16 protein-coding genes are annotated in these 15,947 nt (G+C 60.8%); 8 read left to right on the forward strand and 8 right to left on the reverse strand.

Annotated features, from left to right (window positions below; translation table 11 throughout):
• The first annotated feature begins 42 nt into the window (after positions 1-42).
• Genes ACMGGW_RS05665 through ACMGGW_RS05675 form a run of 3 tightly spaced genes read left to right on the forward strand, consistent with a single transcriptional unit; the run spans position 43 to position 3,573 of the window.
• A complete protein-coding gene (locus ACMGGW_RS05665) occupies positions 43-672 on the forward strand; it encodes an FMN-binding negative transcriptional regulator (protein WP_197832347.1) in 630 nt (209 codons plus the stop codon).
• Positions 673-710: 38 nt separating this feature from the next.
• Positions 711-1,670, forward strand: a complete 960-nt coding sequence (gene ybiB, locus ACMGGW_RS05670) for a DNA-binding protein YbiB (RefSeq protein WP_167324949.1) — start codon at positions 711-713, stop codon at positions 1,668-1,670.
• A gap of 46 nt (positions 1,671-1,716) precedes the next feature.
• Complete coding sequence (locus tag ACMGGW_RS05675) at positions 1,717-3,573, forward strand: M3 family metallopeptidase (protein ID WP_197790568.1); 1,857 nt, start codon at positions 1,717-1,719, stop codon at positions 3,571-3,573.
• A 63-nt stretch (positions 3,574-3,636) separates the two neighbouring features.
• Here ACMGGW_RS05675 and ACMGGW_RS05680 read toward each other — a convergent pair whose 3' ends face one another.
• The 3 genes from ACMGGW_RS05680 to ACMGGW_RS05690 form a co-directional block, all read right to left on the reverse strand.
• A complete protein-coding gene (locus tag ACMGGW_RS05680; protein ID WP_004939270.1) occupies positions 3,637-4,272 on the reverse strand; it encodes a carbonic anhydrase in 636 nt (211 codons plus the stop codon).
• 286 nt (positions 4,273-4,558) lie between these two features.
• Positions 4,559-4,819: a multiple stress resistance protein BhsA gene (bhsA, locus tag ACMGGW_RS05685; protein ID WP_025302077.1), complete on the reverse strand. Its 261-nt coding sequence runs from the start codon at positions 4,817-4,819 to the stop codon at positions 4,559-4,561.
• Positions 4,820-4,985: 166 nt separating this feature from the next.
• Entirely contained in the window at positions 4,986-5,615 is a 630-nt protein-coding gene (locus ACMGGW_RS05690) for a flavin reductase family protein (RefSeq protein WP_043137081.1), read from the reverse strand.
• Positions 5,616-5,733: 118 nt separating this feature from the next.
• Here ACMGGW_RS05690 and rlmF point away from each other — a divergent pair, with 118 nt between their 5' ends.
• The 5 genes from rlmF (at position 5,734) to ACMGGW_RS05715 (ending at position 10,698) form a co-directional block, all read left to right on the forward strand.
• Positions 5,734-6,699 (forward strand): 23S rRNA (adenine(1618)-N(6))-methyltransferase RlmF, encoded by a 966-nt coding sequence (gene rlmF, locus ACMGGW_RS05695; protein ID WP_167325058.1) that lies wholly within the window; start codon positions 5,734-5,736, stop codon positions 6,697-6,699.
• Positions 6,700-6,993: 294 nt separating this feature from the next.
• The gene (locus ACMGGW_RS05700; RefSeq protein WP_197832348.1) at positions 6,994-8,298 is read left to right on the forward strand and encodes a PAS domain S-box protein; all 1,305 of its coding nucleotides are present in this window, start codon (positions 6,994-6,996) and stop codon (positions 8,296-8,298) included.
• A 182-nt stretch (positions 8,299-8,480) separates the two neighbouring features.
• Positions 8,481-9,050, forward strand: a complete 570-nt coding sequence (locus ACMGGW_RS05705; protein ID WP_025302081.1) for a TetR/AcrR family transcriptional regulator — start codon at positions 8,481-8,483, stop codon at positions 9,048-9,050.
• Positions 9,051-9,061: 11 nt separating this feature from the next.
• Complete coding sequence (locus tag ACMGGW_RS05710) at positions 9,062-9,700, forward strand: GNAT family N-acetyltransferase (RefSeq protein ID WP_197832349.1); 639 nt, start codon at positions 9,062-9,064, stop codon at positions 9,698-9,700.
• A complete protein-coding gene (locus ACMGGW_RS05715) occupies positions 9,688-10,698 on the forward strand; it encodes a CocE/NonD family hydrolase (RefSeq protein WP_197832350.1) in 1,011 nt (336 codons plus the stop codon). The genes ACMGGW_RS05710 and ACMGGW_RS05715 overlap by 13 nt, the downstream gene beginning before the upstream one ends.
• 2 nt (positions 10,699-10,700) lie before the next feature.
• Here ACMGGW_RS05715 and ybiO read toward each other — a convergent pair whose 3' ends face one another.
• From ybiO to ACMGGW_RS05740, 5 genes are all read right to left on the reverse strand, one after another.
• A complete protein-coding gene (ybiO, locus tag ACMGGW_RS05720; protein ID WP_053085973.1) occupies positions 10,701-12,920 on the reverse strand; it encodes a mechanosensitive channel protein in 2,220 nt (739 codons plus the stop codon).
• Between the two features lie 153 nt (positions 12,921-13,073).
• A complete protein-coding gene (glnQ, locus tag ACMGGW_RS05725; RefSeq protein WP_004939230.1) occupies positions 13,074-13,796 on the reverse strand; it encodes a glutamine ABC transporter ATP-binding protein GlnQ in 723 nt (240 codons plus the stop codon).
• Complete coding sequence (glnP, locus tag ACMGGW_RS05730; protein ID WP_019454487.1) at positions 13,793-14,452, reverse strand: glutamine ABC transporter permease GlnP; 660 nt, start codon at positions 14,450-14,452, stop codon at positions 13,793-13,795. Before glnP ends, glnQ begins: the two co-directional genes overlap by 4 nt.
• Before the next feature lie 103 nt (positions 14,453-14,555).
• Entirely contained in the window at positions 14,556-15,299 is a 744-nt protein-coding gene (gene glnH, locus ACMGGW_RS05735; RefSeq protein WP_004939223.1) for a glutamine ABC transporter substrate-binding protein GlnH, read from the reverse strand.
• Positions 15,300-15,638: 339 nt separating this feature from the next.
• Positions 15,639-15,905: a DksA/TraR family C4-type zinc finger protein gene (locus tag ACMGGW_RS05740; RefSeq protein ID WP_025302085.1), complete on the reverse strand. Its 267-nt coding sequence runs from the start codon at positions 15,903-15,905 to the stop codon at positions 15,639-15,641.
• Between the last annotated feature and the right edge of the window lie 42 nt (positions 15,906-15,947).

The raw sequence follows: 15,947 nt of genomic DNA on the forward strand, positions 1-15,947 counted from the left end.
TTTACTGTTGTCATCATGAGAGAGCGATAAGGAGCCACACTGATGTTTCAACCCGCCACATTTCGCGAAGACAATCTGGATGCCCAACTGGCGCTGGTGCGCGCCCACCCGTTGGGGCTATTGGTCAGCCACGGCGAGCAGGGATTAACGGCCGATCCGCTGCCGTTTCTGGCCGATGTCGAACAGGGGCAGATCCGGCTGCGGGCGCACCTGTCGCGCGCCAACGCGCACTGGCGACGGCTGCAGCACGCGGCGGAATGCCTGGTGATTTTTCAGGGCGTGGAGGGCTATGTGTCCCCCGGCTGGTACCCGAGCAAGCGCCAGACCGGCAAAGTGGTGCCGACCTGGAATTACAGCATGGTGCAGCTGTATGGCGTGCCGACGGTGACGGACGATCCGGTCTGGCTGCGCCGCCAGCTGATCGACCTGACGGCACAACAGGAAGGGCGCCGCCCGGCGCCCTGGCGGCTCGACGACGCGCCGGCCAACTATATCGCCGCACAGCTTAAAGGCATCGTCGGTATCGAGATTGCCGTCACCCGGCGCGAAGGCAAATGGAAAATGAGCCAAAACCGCAGCGCCGACGATGCCGGCGGGGTGATCGCCGGGCTGCGCGAGGGCGATGACGCGCAGCGGCGACTGGCGGCGGAGGTTGAGCGGCGGCGCGGATAGGGTATGCTAACCGAAGAGTGAGCTGAGGGAACCTTCGGATGGATTACACCAAAATTATCAAAGAAATAGGCCGCGGCAAAAATCATGCGCGCGACCTGGACCGGCAGACCGCCTTTGAGCTGTATCAGGCGATGCTGGCCGGGGAGGTCCCCGAGCTGGAGCTGGGCGGCATTCTGATCGCGCTGCGCATCAAGGGCGAAGCCGAAGAGGAGATGCTGGGCTTCTATCAGGCGATGCAGCAGCAGGTCTTGCCGCTGCAGGCGCCGCAGGGGCGGCCACTGCCGGTGGTGCTGCCGAGCTACAACGGCGCGCGCAAGCAGGCCAACCTGACGCCGCTGCTGGCGCTGCTGCTCGCGAAAGTGGGCCTGCCGGTGGTGGTGCACGGCATCCTGGACGACAGCACCCGTGTGACCAGCGCCGAGATTTTCCGTGCCCTGGGGCTGCCGTGGTCGGAACAGGCCGCTCATGCCCAGCAGCGCCTCGATAACGGCGAGGCGGTATTCATGCCGGTTTCCGCGCTGTCGGCGCCGTTGGCGCAGCAGCTTGGGCTGCGTTGGCGCATGGGGGTGCGCAACAGCGCCCATACGCTGGCCAAGCTGGCGACGCCGTTCGGCGAACAGGATGCGCTGCGCCTCGCCAGCGTCTCTCACCCGGAGTATGTTGGCCGGGTGGCGTCGTTTTTCCGCCAGATCGGCGCCCGCGGGCTGTTGATGCACGGCACCGAAGGCGAAGCCTACGCCAACCCGCAGCGCTGCCCGCAGATTCACCATATCGTCGGCGGCGAACAGCACGTATTGCTGGAGCGCACCTTGCAGGATGAAACGCCGGCATTGCCGGCGGCGAAAGACGCGGAAACCACCGCACGCTGGACCGAGCGCTGCCTGGCGGGCGAGGTGGCGATCCCGCAGGCCATCCAGCGGCAGGTCGCCTGTTGCCTAGTGGCCGCCGGCGAGAGCGAGACGCTTGAGCAGGGGCTGCAGCGCCTGCGTCAGGCCTAAGCGCGACTATACTGGGATATTTCCTCATCGGCTGAGAAGGACGGTTATGCAACAGGCTCTCGATTACTTCAATCAATTGAACCAGGATTACCTCGACGTTCACCGCGCCAAAGAAGAGCTGTTCTGGCAAAACTACATGGGCACCGGCGATGAAGGCGTGTCGGCGCGCTTTTCCGCCGCGGAAAGCGCCTATAAGCGCTTTATCGCCGAACCGCGCCGGCTGGCCGAGATCCGCAATCTGCTGGCCGGATTGGAAGCGCTGCCGCAGGAGGCGCAGCGCGATGCGCTGATCCTCGGTCTGCAAGGTTGGCTGCGTTTCTTCGACTGTAACGCCATTGAAGATCCGCAGGCGCAGGCGCTGTTGGATCAGATCATCCATGCCGAATCCGATCTCTACTCGCGCCGCAAGGGCTATCAGGTCACGCACCTGAACGCCGACGGCCAGCGGGTGGCGGCCTCGCTCGGCGAGCTGCTGACCAACCAGGCGACCAACCCGAACGAAGACTACCGCCGCAGCTCGCAGCAGGCGCTGCGCGACCTGGAGCAATGGCTGCTGCATAACGGCCTGCCGGAGCTGATTGGCCTGCGCAACCGCTTTGCGCGCCAGATGGGCTATCGCAACTATTTCGACTACAAGGTGAACAAAACCGAGCGCATGACGCCGGAGCAGCTGTTCGCCATTCTGGATCGTTTCGAGCGGGAAACCCGCGAGGCCAACGCGCGCAGCCTGCAACAGCTGGCGGCCGACAAGGGCGGCCAGGCGCTGGAGCCGTGGAACGTACGCTTCGCCAGCGCCGGCGACGTCACCCGTCAACTGGATCCTTACTTCCCGTTTTCTCGTTCGCTGGAACGCTGGGTCGACAGCTTCAAACGCCTGCACATCGGCTTTGGCGGCGCCGAGATGAACCTCGATCTGCTGGTGCGCAAAGGCAAGTATGAGAACGGCTTTATGCACGGCCCGGTGCCGCCGTTTGTGCGCCAGGGGGAATGGGTGCCGGCGCGCATCAACTTCACCAGCCTGGCGCAGCCGGGGCAGGTGGGCAGCGGCGCTTACGGGCTCAACACCCTGTTCCACGAGGGCGGCCACGCGGCGCACTTCGCCAACATTCGCCAGAATGCGCCGTGCTTCTCGCAGGAGTTCCCACCGACCTCGATGGCCTATGCCGAAACCCAGTCGATGTTCTGCGACAGCCTGCTGGACGACGCCGACTGGCTGAAACGCTATGCGAAAAACGCCGCCGGCGAAGCGGTGCCTGATGCGCTGATCGAGGCCGGCATCGCGGCGCGCCAGCCGATGCGTGCGTTCAACGAACGCCACATCCTGCTGGTGCCGTACTTCGAGTGGGCGCTGTACCAGTGGGATGACGAGCAGCGCACGCCGGAAGCCATTACCGCGCTGGCGCGCGAGGTCGAGCAAAAGATCCTCGGCATCAGCGGCAGCCCGCGCCCGACGTTGGCGATCCCGCACCTGCTGTCGCTAGAATCCGCCTGTTCCTACCAGGGCTATCTGCTGGCGATGATGGCGGTAGAGCAAACCCGTCACTTCTTCCTGCAGCGCGACGGTTACCTGACGGACAACCCGGCCATTGGCCCGGATCTGGCGCAACACTACTGGTTGCCGGGCAACAGCGTCAGCCATGACGACACGCTGCGCAGCCTGACCGGCGAAGGGTTTAATCCTGACTATCTGGCGCAGGCCTGCAACCAGACGGTGGCACAGGCGTGGCATGAGGCGCAGCAGACGATGGCCGCCGCGGCCAAGCGCCCGCAGCCGCCGGCAGATTTCGATTTGCAGGCGCACATCCGGGTGGTGGATGGCGAGACGGTATTGGCGGACAACGCCGAGGGTGACGAGCGGATGTGCCGCGACTTCGCTGCGGCGATAGAGGCGCGCTTGCCTTAAGGCTGACAATAAAATCCACGCCGCGGCGTGGATTTTATTTAATGATAAAAACCGGGCGTTATTTTATTCGAAATAGACGTCGGGATTATCGGCCAGAGACACGAAGCTCTTGGTGTTTCTATCCAGCGTGCGAATTTCGCCGCTTTCGATGTCGTATACCCAGCCGTGTAGGCGCAGCCCACTGTTGCGCAGACCCACCGCCACAGAAGGGTGGGTTTTGATATTATTTAGCTGAGCAATAACGTTCTCTTCCACCATAGCGTTCACTTTGTCTGTTTCGCTATTCCAGGTTTTCTTCTCGACCACCGCTTTGGCCGCATCCGCGTAGTGCAGCCAGTGGGCAACGGCAGGCATGGGATCGAGGCACTGACAGGATGCGATAGCCTTCATGGCGCCACAGTTCGAGTGGCCACAAATCACGATATCAGTCACGCCCAGCGCCACCACCGCGTATTCAATAGTCGCAGAAACCCCACCCGGCTCCGGGCCAAAGGAAGGGACGATGTTACCGGCGTTACGGATAACGAAAAGCTGCCCAGGTTCTTGCTGCGTCACCAGCTCGGGCACCAGACGGCTGTCAGAACAGGAGATGAAAAGCGCTTTAGGATTTTGGCTGGAGGCCAGGCTGCGAAAGAGTTCCTTACGCTGCGGGAAAATCTCTTTCTGGAAACTGAGGAAACCTTCAATGATATGTTGCATACAACGCTCTCTGCATCTGTAGTCTGCGTAACATGATAATCATCCTCTCCCGTTAGTCCAGCAATGGGGTGGTAAAAAAATGTGTGCTTAACTGCCTGCAAACCCCATTAAATAAAGGGTTTCTGCCTGTTGGCGACGGTATTTTCCGGGTCGTTGACGCGTGGGTTGCTGACAAAGCGGACGATAGGAAAATTGCTGTCGTACCCATTCAGCGCTGACGTACGCGAACATAAAAAAAGCCCGCCGGGATGATATCCGGCGGGCTTTTTGACGTCTGGGGCGGCGATTATTTGTAGATAACCGCGGTGGCGTGCATCAGGTTATTGCCGCTGGTAGAGGTGATGGTGAAAGCCTTGGCGCCTACGGCATCGGCTTTGGCGGCCAGCTGAGAGGTCAGGCTGCTCAGGTCGGTTGCGCCGCTGGCGACGATCACGCCGGCTTTTTCGAATTGGGCGGCATCCTGGGCGCTGACGTGTTCAGCGGCAAAAGTGGTGAAAGAAACGGTGGCCAGAGCAATAGCAGCAGCAAAAGTTTTGATGGTTTTCATGTTCGTCATTCCTGTCAAAGTGAATTAGGGAGAAAGGGTTTGCCTTTCGATGGGAAGATTATTGCGCAGTGACAGGCGGGATGAAATCGGAGAGTGTTGATAGTTTTATTCAGAATTTTTGATCGTTAATTGCCCCGTTTATCTTCTGCATAAACGGGGGAAACGATCAGCGTGACGGGCGCGTCAGATCGAAACGGTGCTGTTCGGAAATGCCGTAGTAGGCGGTCGGGCCGCCGGCGCGCAGGATAGGTTCGGCGGCGGCGGTCTGGTAGACGCCGTGTTCATCCAGCAGCGCCGGATCGAGATGCACCGCCACCACCTCGCCCAACACCAGCCAGGTCTCCACCTGTTCCCCGGCGGCGGTTTGCAGTTGGATGCATTGGGTCAGCCGGCATTCGAAGTTCACCGGGCTTTCGGCCACGCGCTCGGCTTTGACCCGGCGCCCGGGCAGCGGCGTGACGCCGGCGAAGGCGAATTCGTCCTCACCGCGCGGCAGGGTGATGGAACTGTTGTTCATCGCTTCCGCCAACGGGCGCGTCGCCAGGTTCCAAACGAACTCGCCGGTTTCCACGATATTCGCCACGCTGTCTTTCCAGCCGGTGCTGGCGAAACCGATGATCGGTGGGCGGTAGTTGAAGCAGTTGAAAAAGCTGTAGGGCGCCAGATTACGCAAGCCGGCGGCGCTGCGGGAAGAGATCCAGCCGATGGGGCGCGGGCCGACGATGGCGTTCAGCGGATCGTGCGGCAGGCCGTGGCCGGCGGCGGGTTCATAATAATAACGAGATTCACGGTTCATGGGGGACCCTGCGGCAATCGATGAAGCTTTCATTGTGCCGGGTTTCCCGCCGCTGCGCCATTGCGGGCCGGATGTGTTATCTTACGCGCCGGAAATCCCTTCAAGAGAGCCCGTCACGGTGGAAAAAAAGAAAACCTTCCCGCAGCAGAAAAGCGGCCTGCATCCGCGCAACCGTCATCGTTCGCGCTACGACTTCCCGGCGCTGATCGCCAGCTGCCCTGCGCTGGCGCCGTTCGTGAAACCGAACGCCTGGGGCGATGTCTCGGTGGATTTCGCCGATCCGGCGGCGGTGAAAATGCTCAACCGTGCGTTGCTGCAACACTTTTACGGCATCGAACACTGGGATATTCCGGCGGACTACCTGTGCCCGCCGATCCCCGGCCGCGCCGACTATCTGCACCACCTGGCGGATCTGCTGGCGACCAGCAACGGCGGCGAGATCCCGCGCGGCAAGGGCGTGGCGATCCTCGACGTCGGCGTCGGCGCCAACTGCATCTACCCGATCGTCGGCCTGCGCGAATACGGCTGGCGTTTCACCGGGTCTGAAATCGATCCGGTGTCGCTCAACGCGGCCAAGATGATCGTCGAGATGAACCCGACACTGCGCAATAGCGTGCGTCTGCGGCTGCAAAAACAGCCTGAGCTGATTTTTAGCGGCATCATCGGCGCGGCCGAGAAATTCGACGCCACCCTGTGCAACCCGCCGTTCCACGCGTCCGAGCAGGAAGCGCGCGCCAGCACCCGCCGCAAGCTGCATAAATTGGGCAAAGGGGAAGTGGCCGACAAGCCGGTGCAAAACTTCGGCGGCAAGAACAACGAGCTGTGGTGCGAAGGCGGCGAAGAAGCCTTTGTGCGCAAGATGGTGGAAGAGAGCGTCAGCAAGGCCAACAACTGCCTGTGGTTCACTTCGCTCATCTCGAAAAACACCACGCTGCCGGCCATCTACCATGCGCTGAAAGTGGCGGGGGCGGCCGAGGTACGCACCATCGAGATGGCGCAAGGGCAGAAGATCAGCCGCTTCGTCGCCTGGACCTTCCACGACGCCGAGCAACAGGCCGCCTGGGCAGCCGAACGCTGGCGCTAATCTTCCCGGCGCCGGTTATCCTGCCGGCGCCGACAAAAATCCGCATTTTACCTTTCAATTTTCATCACTTACGTTATTCTCAATACAGTTTTCATAATAAAAATCTTAGGTTGTTGGTTTATTTAAATTCGAATAATTACTTTACTGAATAAATAAATTTAATCCGGTTAAGAGCAATAACCAGAAGGAGCGGCGCTGCCCGTTCCTTCCGCGATGGCACGTCTGCGTGTGGGCGCGGCATGTGGCCAGGAAAAATAAGAAAAGCGCCATCATCTGCCACAAGGACTACACCTTATGCTGTTACGATTCAGTCAGTTAACTACCCACAAAGGCGCCGAGCTGAGCGCGATAGAACACGCCGTTCCGATGATCGTATTTTCGCTCGACGGCACGGTCTTGCGCGCCAACGATCTTTTCCTCAGCACGCTGGGATTTCAACGTGATGACGTGATAGGTCAGCATCACCGTATTTTCTGCGATCCGAACTATGTCGCCAGCCCGTTATATCGCAAACATTGGGAGACGCTGAATAAAGGCCAACCCATCACGGACACCATAAAGCGCATCGCGAAAAACGGCGAGGCGGTGTGGCTGCAGGGCACCTATGCGCCGGTGCTGAATAAACAGGGTAAGGTGGTGGAAATCGTCAAGATCGCCAGCGAAGTGACCGAGCGAGTGACGCAGGCACAGGAGCACCGCAGCCTGCTGGCGGCGTTGAATCGCTCGATGGCGATGATTTCTTTCACGCCGCAGGGCACCATTGTCAGCGCCAACGACAATATGTTGGCGCTGATGGGCTATCGGCTGGAAGAGGCGTGTGGGCAGTCGCATGCGGTGCTGTGCCCGCCGGAGTTCGCCGCTTCCGACGATTATCGGCGGCATTGGCAGCGCCTGGCGCGCGGCGAGTTCATCACCGGGCGTTTTGAGCGCGTCAACCGGCGCGGTGAACAGGTATGGCTGGAGGCCAGCTATAACCCGATCCTCGACAACGACGGCCAGGTGGTGAAAGTGGTGAAGATCGCCCAGGACATCACCCGGCTGATGCAACAGCAGCAGCACGAAGAAGAGATGGTGCGCAACGCGCATCATCTGTCGCTCGATACCGATCGGCAGGCGGCGCAGGGCGCGATCATCGTGCAGCAGGCGGTGAAGGGCATGCAGCAGGTCGAAGCGGCGGCGCGCGAAACCTCAGACGTGGTCACCGAGCTCGGTAAGTGCTCTCAGCAGATCGGCACCATCGTCGAAGCCATTCGTAAAATCGCCTCCCAAACCAACCTGCTGGCGATTAACGCCTCCATCGAAGCCGCCCACGCCGGTGAGCACGGGCGCGGTTTTGCCGTGGTGGCCAACGAAGTGCGCACGCTGGCGGAGCAGTCGCGCAAGGCGGCGACCGAGATCGAACGCATGACCAAGTCTATCCAGCAGGGCGTGGCGGCGGCGATCGCCGGCATGGCGACCTGCGTGGAACAGGCTGGCGGCGGCGTGGCATTGACCCATGACGCCGGAGAAGTGATCAACCAGGTCAACATCGGCATGCACGACGTCGTGAAGCTGATGCAAGCATTTACGTCAGTGAAGCAGGGCGACGCGCTGCACTGAGTGTGCCGGGCGCCGCCCCTAAAAGCGGGGCGGCGTTTGCCTCTTCCTACCGATTCCTGCGCCGTTGAGCTGCGGTTCAATTTTATCGGTCTATGCTAGACTTGAAAATGAACGAACGTTCGTTCATTTGTTGATGTCAATTTGTGGCGCCAGGCGCCCCTTCACCGTTTCGGGAACTGACGATGGGAAATCGAGAAAAGATTGTCGAGGCCGCGCTGCACAGCTTTACCCATAAGGGATTTCACCAGACCAGCATGCGAGATATCGCGCAGGCAGCGGGCGTCAGCGTCGGCAACCTCTATAACCATTTTTCCGGCAAGGAGGCGTTGATCGGCGAAATTGCGCTGCTGGAAAACGGTATATTCGCCGAGTTCGCCGCCGGATTGCGGGCCGACAGAACGCGGCCGAAACAGGCGCTGTCGGCCTTTTTCACCGCCTATCACGCCTTTGTCGCCGAGCCGGCCAATGTGCAACTGTCGGCGGAAATCGTGGCGGAGGTGGCACGCAACCCGGCGTTGGCCGAGCCGTTCAGCGCCAACCAGCGGCAACTGATTGAGGCGCTGGCGACGACGATCGCCGAGGCTCAGCAAACCGGTGAGATCGCGGCGGCGATAGCGCCGTTACCGCTCGCGCAGCTGGTGCTGGACGTGATCGAAAGCCAGGCCTGGCGGCAGGCGATCTTTGCGTCGCCTGCGCCGGAGGAGACCGCGCCGGTGCGGCTGTTGGAGCAGCTGCTCTACCGCCAACCCTAGACGAGGTTGATATGTTGCATATTGATCCTTATCGCGACGCTGATCGCCTGCAAACGGCGGCGCTGATCTACGCCGCGTTCAGCGACAAGTTTCAGCGCGCGCGCCGTCTCAGCGCCCGCCTTCAGTGGCGTCTGTTCTATCGGCTGTGGAGTTGGCAGCAAAGCGGCAGCCGGGAGCGCAGCTTCGTGGTGAAGCAAGATGAACAGGTGGTGGCGGCCTTTGCGCTCAATGCGGCCGCTGGCGAGAACAACGTCGGGTTGCGTCCGCGCACCTTGCCGATTTGGCGGCTGTGCCGCCGCTATGGCTGGCTAAACGTTAGGCGCATGTATCTGCAAATTGCGGTGCTGCAGCACACTCCGGCGGCCGGTGAGCTGTATCTCTCTTACCTGGCGGTGGCCGAGAACCAGCGCGGTAAAGGGGTGGGCAGGCGGCTGCTGCAGTGGATGAACGACTACGCCGCCGAACAAGGCACAGGCCGGCGTCTGAGCCTGCACGTCAGCCGGCGCAACGTGGATGCTCAGCGTCTGTACCGGCGCTGCGGCTTTCAGGTGCGGCGCGAAGAGCATTACGCCTCGCTGGGCTTACTGTTCGGCCAGGCCGATTGGATATTGATGGAGAAACGCAACGGGGAGGCGACGTGCGCAAAATAGGGCTGTGCCTCGTGGCGCTGGTTTTGGCGGCGCTTGGCTGGGTGATTTACGTCAACGACTTTCGCTTTGTCACCGAACCGGTCGTGGTGACCGCCGGCGGCAACCGGTTGACCGGCACGCTGGTGTTGCCGCAGCATGCGCCGATCAAGCCCGGCATCGTGGTGTTCGTGCACGGCGATGGGCCGGCTAACGCCAGCCGCGACGAAGGCTATTACGGCATTTGGGAGGTGATGGCGCAGCAGGGCTATGCGGTTTTATCCTTCGATAAGCCGGGCGTTGGCGGCTCCGGCGGCAACTGGCTGCATCAGACCATGGCGGATCGCGCACGGGAAACCGCCGATATCATCGACTGGGCCCGGCGGGACGGGCGCTTCGATGCGCGCTGCGTGGGGCTCTGGGGCACCAGCCAGGCGGGGTGGGTGATGCCGGAGGTGGCGCGTTTGCGCCCCGACATCGCCTTCACGCTGGCGTTGGCGCCGGCGATCAACTGGCTGCGGCAAGGGCGTTATAACACCCGGGCAGCGATGGTGGCGGCAGGGGACAATGAAGCGTCGATCGCCGCGCGCGAGGCGCACTGGCGCCACATTCAAACGCTGCTCGAACAACCGGACGGCTACGCGCAGTACCGCCGTGAGTATGGCGCCACCGCCGCATTGAGCGCCGACCGCTGGCGCTTTATTCGCGCCAACATGGCCAGCGATGCGACGGCGGGATTACGAAATTTCAACACGCCGGTACACCTGATACTGGGCGGGCGTGACGTCAACGTGGACGCGGACGAAACCGAGCGCGTTTATCGGCAAACGGTCCCGGCCTCGCTGTTGACGGTGACGCGCATCGACGAAGCCGACCACGTGATGATCAAACCGCTGTTCGCGCGCCATCCGTGGCTGATCAACGTGGTGGGCCTGTTTGCGCCGCGCTCGGTGCAATACGATGCCTACCGGCAGGACGTGGCGGCCTTCCTGGCAGCTCAGCCCTGCGGGCGCGGGCGCTAACCTCAGATCGCCGCGGGCGGCGCCTGTTCTTCGTGCGGCTGCGGCGCGCGGGAGATCTGCATAGCCTGTTGCGGCATGCCGATACCGGCCCGATCGAAATGGATTTTCACCAGCCGGTCGAGGGCGTATTGCACCACCCACTGTTTCAGCGCCTGCGTGCGCACCGTCACGCGGGTGGTGAACGAGCGGTCTCCCAGCGCCACCACGCCGTTGAAGACCGGCTCGCCAATCAGGAAATGCTTCACCTGTTCATCCTGCTTCAGCGCCTCGATGGCCTGATGCAGCACCTCATTGACCCGATCGATGTCCTCGTCGCGGCTGACGGTGTAGTTGGCGCGATACACCCCGAACTCACGCGCATAGTTGGCCAGCGTGGTGATCGAAGAGTACGGCACGATGTGATAGACGCCGTAGTCGTCGCGCAGGCCGATCGAGCGGATGGTCATGCGCTCCACGGTGCCGGTGATGCCGCTGACGGTGACGTATTCGCCGGTGTTCATGCCATTTTCGAACTGGATGAACACGCCGGTGATCACGTCTTTCACCAGCGTCTGGGCGCCGAAGCTGATGGCCAGCCCCAGCGCGCCGGCGCCCGCCAGCAGCGGCGCGATGTTCAGCCCGACCTGCGACAGTACGATCATCACGGTAATGGTGCTGATAACGATAGCCAGCACGTTGCGAAACAGCGTCAGCAACGTGCGTTCACGCGCGCTCGGCCGCACGCCGTTGCTCAGTTCCAGCGCCAGGCGGTGTTCGATGATGCTGGCCATCAGCGTCCAGCTGAAGACGGCAATCAGCAGGATCAGCAGGATATGCACCAGCCCGCCGAGCGTCCGCTGGCCATTTTCGCTGCCCGCCCACTGGTACAGGTTGATCAGGTGCCAGGCGTCGAGCAGAAACAGCGTCACCGCCAGCACCACCATCACCCGCAGTATCTTCAACCCGTTGGGGATGTAGGAGTTGATGCGCCGCTCGAGCATCGGATAGCGCAGATTGACGTCGGTCGGCAGCGAAATGCGGCGGAAGATCCAGCGGGTCAGCATGCCGGACAGCAGGGCGCCGACGCCGACCACCAGCAGGCTTTTCACCGTGGCGCTCATCATAAAGCGCAGGCTGTTGCCGATGTCGAACTGGGACAGCACGAACAACACCAGAAAATAGGCGATCGCCAGCAGGTGCCAGATATGCCCCAGGCCGCGCAGGATCACGCTGAAAAACGCCATCGACCGTTCGGCCAGCAGGTTGATCTGTTGCTGTATCGGTTTGCGGTTGTGCAGGATCAGCCAAATGGCGTACAGCGTCAGCGCCAGCATCACCACCAGGTTGACGGCGGCGGCGGCCGGGTAGCTTATTTGTACCGCCACCACCGGCACCACCACCATCAGGCCATAGCCGATCAGGCCGCTGAGCCAGGCGAGGCGCGTGTTCCAGTAGCGTGCGCTCCGGTCGCTGAAGGGGAAGGGACGCAGGTAGTCGAAGTTAGGGGCGAAAATCAGCCGCAGCACCGCCTTGAAAAATTCAATCACCGCGAAGGCGCTGAGAAACAGGGTCTGCAGCCGCAGAATGGTGGCGCTGTCGGCGTGGACGTGGCGGGCGAACAGATTGCCCGCCGCCAGCGCCAGCAGCAGCACCAGCAGATCGACGGCGAAAGCGCCGAGAATGGCGGCGGGGCGCTTATACCACGGGCCGCGCTGCAGCCGCGCATTGTGTCCCCAACTGCCCATGCGTTTGTACAGCGGCGCGATCAACCGCCGGATCAGGTGGAACAGCGCAAAGGTGACCGCCACCGTCAGCAGAAAGTAGCCCAGCGCGCGGAAAAAGCCGGCGGGATTGAAAACGCGCTTCGGGCCGGAGTCGATCAGCTTTTGCAGCGCGCCGAGCTTCTGGTTAAAGGTGCCGATGCCTTCCTGCGCCAGCGAGTTCAGGCTGTCGCTCAGCGTGGCTGGCGTCGATTCCTCCGACGTTGCCGGCGCTGCGGCGGGGGCGTCGCCGGCGGTCTGTTTCAGGTGATTGATGAGTTCCGCGCGCGCTTTGTCGTCTTGCAGCAGATCGGCCAGCGCGGCGTAGGCGGCCTTCTGCTGCTCGCTCTTGTCGGCGGGCGCAGGCGGCGCGTTTTGCGCCAGCGCCGGTGGTGCGAAGACGCTCAAGGTCAGCAACAGCAGCAGGAAAAGCAGGTGTTCTCGCAGATGAGAACCTCGTCGGGAGTATGCGTTTGGCGGCATTGTTCCTCTCTTTGGCGTTCTGTGATCGGCGGATGTCAGAGCAATACGATGAAAACAATGAATATAGTAGGAAAGGAAACGCGATGGGGCGTGGGAACGCGTGCGGAATGAAAGCGGCGGGCGCGCCACGCGCCCGCCGTTAAACCGCCAGGATCAGGAAACGTGCTGCAGGAACTCCTGCAGACGCGGGCTTGGCGGATGGTTGATCAGGTCGTGCGGGTTGCCGTCTTCGGCAATCCGGCCCTTATCGATAAAGATCAGGCGCGACGCCACTTTTTCGGCAAAGCCGACTTCGTGGGTGACGATGACCATCGTCATGCCTTCCTCGGCCAGATCCTGCATCACCTTCAGCACTTCGTGGCGCAGCTCCGGATCGAGCGCAGAGGTCGGCTCGTCGAACAGCATCATTTTCGGCTTCACCGCCAGCGCGCGCGCAATGGCCACGCGCTGCTGCTGGCCGCCCGACAGTTCGGACGGGTAGTGGTGGGCGCGCTCCGCCAAACCGACCTTAGCCAGCAGCTCGCGCGCCAGCTTTTCCGCATCGGACTTCTTCGCGCCGCGCACGCGGATCGGGCCAAAGGCGACGTTTTCCAGCGCCGTCAGGTGCGGGAATAGGTAGAACTGCTGGAATACCATGCCGGCTTCCTGGCGGATCAACCGATCGTCCACTTTCGGATCGTTGGCTTTTAGGCCATCGACGATCAGATCGCCGCTGGTCACCTCTTCCAGCTTGTTGATGCAGCGCAGCAGGGTGGATTTGCCAGAGCCGGATGGCCCGATGATCACCACCACTTCGCCTTTGTCGATCTTCAAATCGATGTTGTGCAGCACCTGGGTTTGGCCAAAATGCTTGGAGACGTTTTTAAATTCAATCACAGGATTTTCATCCTTCTTTCCAGACGACGCAGCACGAAGCTCAGCACCAGGGTAATAATCAGGTAGATAACCGCCACGGCGCTCCAGATTTCCAGCGCGCGGAAGTTACCGGCAATAATTTCCTGACCCTGACGGGTCAGCTCCGCCACGCCGATCACGATGAACAGCGAGGTGTCTTTGATGCTGATGATCCACTGGTTGCCCAGCGGCGGCAGCATGCGACGCAGCGCCAGCGGCATAATGACGTAGCGGATGGTTTCGCGGCGCGACAGGCCGAGCGCCAGGCCGGCTTCGCGGAAACCGTTATGAATCGACAGCACCGCGCCGCGGGTGATTTCCGCGATGTAGGCGCCGGAGTTGATCATGATGGTCACCACTGCCGCGGTGAACGGATCGATACGCAAGTCGCTAAATGCCATCGGCAGGGCGAAGTAGATGAACATCACCTGCACCACGATCGGCGTGCCGCGGATCACTTCGATAAACACCAACGCGATGTGGTTGGCGATCCATCCGCCGTAGGTGCGGGCAAAGCCGGCGACGAGGCCGATGATCAGGCCGCCAATCAGACCGAGGACCGAAATCCACAGGGTCATTTTGGCGCCCTCTAACAAGATAGGAATGGCGGGCCAGATGGCGCTCCAGTCGAACTGCATGATATTTCTCCCGGTGATCCCAAACGTGGGTATCAGATACAACGAAGCGCAGGGGGTTAAGCGACCCCCTGTGCTTAAGTTAATAGCTTGCCAAATTCACAGCTTACTTAGGTTCGGTACCGAACCACTTCTTGTAGATTTCGTTATAGGTGCCGTTCTCGCGCAGGGTTTTCAGCGCGCCGTTCACCTTCTCACGCAGCTCGTCGCTGCCTTTAGGGAAGGCGATGCCATACTGCTGCGCTTCCAGCGAATCGCCGACGGTTTTGAACTTGCCGGCGCCGGCCGTCTTGATGAAGTATAGGATGTTTGGCGTGTCGTGCAGCACCGCATCGGCGCGCTTGGTGCCCAGCTCCATGTAGGCGTTGTCGATGTTAGGGAACTGACGCAGATCCTTGGTTTTGATGTGCTGCTTGGCGTAATCCACCGAACCGGTGCCGCTCTTCACCGCCACCACTTTACCATTTAGATCGTCGATGCTTTTCACGCTGTTGTTGTCGGCGTTGACCATTACCAGCAGGCCGCTCTTGTAGTAGCCGTCGGAGAAGTCGATAGCTTTCTTGCGCTCATCGGTGATGGTGATGCCGGCCAGCGCCAGATCGACGTTTTTGGTCTGCAGCGCCGGAATGATGCCGCCGAAGTCCATCGGTTTCAGGGTGTAGTCCAGCTTCAGCTCTTTGGCGACAGCCGCCCACAGATCGATGTCGAAGCCGACGTATTTGTCGCCTTGTTTGAACTCAAAAGGAACGAAAGCGGTGTCGGTGGCAACCACCAGTTTGTCTGCTGCGTGGGAACTTACGGCAAAGGCCAGAGAGAGTGCGGCCAGGGAGACTTTAAAAATCGACTTCATGAGAGGAATTCCTGTACAGGTTGCGGATTACCCATTTTTTATATTGCAGTTGGTGCCATGAAAAAATCGTGCCATGTTTTCAACTACTATAAAAACAAAGAGTTACTTCGTGATGTTGTGCCGAAAAGGCGAATTGTTATGGTTGTGCACCACAATGAGGCACCGAAATGGTGCGTAAGAATTATCTTGGTGCACGGGGCTATCATTAACCAAATTTTGGCTGTGAAACAACCGTTCTTTAACGTTTTTGCTTCAATATTGATAACTAACTCTAACTTTCATGATGCACCGACGGTGCAAGCGGGGGCCGCGAGAGGAGAAAAAGGGGAGCAGATAATGCTAACGCAACTGGCTGTCTTTGCTGCCGCGCCGGTTGTACAGGCTATTGGCCGCGTGTTTTTTGTCTTGTTCTGCCTGGCAGGCGAGACAAAAACGCACGCCTGTTAACGCCTTGCGGCGCGCTTCCGGGATCGGTTCTCCGCATTCCTGGCAATAGCGTTCGCTCTCGCCATGCCCGAGCGCATCACGCGCACGCTGCACCGCATCGTCGATGGTGGAGTCAATCTGATCTTGTACGGCGCCATCTGCCGCCCAGCCGCTGGCCATCATCACCTCCTAACAAGGGAACCCTACCGTTTAATATGGGCC

The sequence above is a fragment of the Serratia sp. BNK-4 genome (assembly GCF_048685115.1).
GTDB lineage: Bacteria > Pseudomonadota > Gammaproteobacteria > Enterobacterales > Enterobacteriaceae > Serratia > Serratia bockelmannii.

Coding starts and splice junctions, on each gene's coding strand:
- ACMGGW_RS05665 (WP_197832347.1), top strand. CDS start 43: ATGTTTCAACCCGCCACATTTCGCGAAGACAATCTGGATGCCCAACTG.
- ybiB (WP_167324949.1), top strand. CDS start 711: ATGGATTACACCAAAATTATCAAAGAAATAGGCCGCGGCAAAAATCAT.
- ACMGGW_RS05675 (WP_197790568.1), top strand. CDS start 1,717: ATGCAACAGGCTCTCGATTACTTCAATCAATTGAACCAGGATTACCTC.
- ACMGGW_RS05680 (WP_004939270.1), bottom strand. CDS start 4,272: ATGCAACATATCATTGAAGGTTTCCTCAGTTTCCAGAAAGAGATTTTC.
- bhsA (WP_025302077.1), bottom strand. CDS start 4,819: ATGAAAACCATCAAAACTTTTGCTGCTGCTATTGCTCTGGCCACCGTT.
- ACMGGW_RS05690 (WP_043137081.1), bottom strand. CDS start 5,615: ATGAACCGTGAATCTCGTTATTATTATGAACCCGCCGCCGGCCACGGC.
- ACMGGW_RS05700 (WP_197832348.1), top strand. CDS start 6,994: ATGCTGTTACGATTCAGTCAGTTAACTACCCACAAAGGCGCCGAGCTG.
- ACMGGW_RS05705 (WP_025302081.1), top strand. CDS start 8,481: ATGGGAAATCGAGAAAAGATTGTCGAGGCCGCGCTGCACAGCTTTACC.
- ACMGGW_RS05710 (WP_197832349.1), top strand. CDS start 9,062: ATGTTGCATATTGATCCTTATCGCGACGCTGATCGCCTGCAAACGGCG.
- ybiO (WP_053085973.1), bottom strand. CDS start 12,920: ATGCCGCCAAACGCATACTCCCGACGAGGTTCTCATCTGCGAGAACAC.
- glnP (WP_019454487.1), bottom strand. CDS start 14,452: ATGCAGTTCGACTGGAGCGCCATCTGGCCCGCCATTCCTATCTTGTTA.
- glnH (WP_004939223.1), bottom strand. CDS start 15,299: ATGAAGTCGATTTTTAAAGTCTCCCTGGCCGCACTCTCTCTGGCCTTT.
- ACMGGW_RS05740 (WP_025302085.1), bottom strand. CDS start 15,905: ATGGCCAGCGGCTGGGCGGCAGATGGCGCCGTACAAGATCAGATTGAC.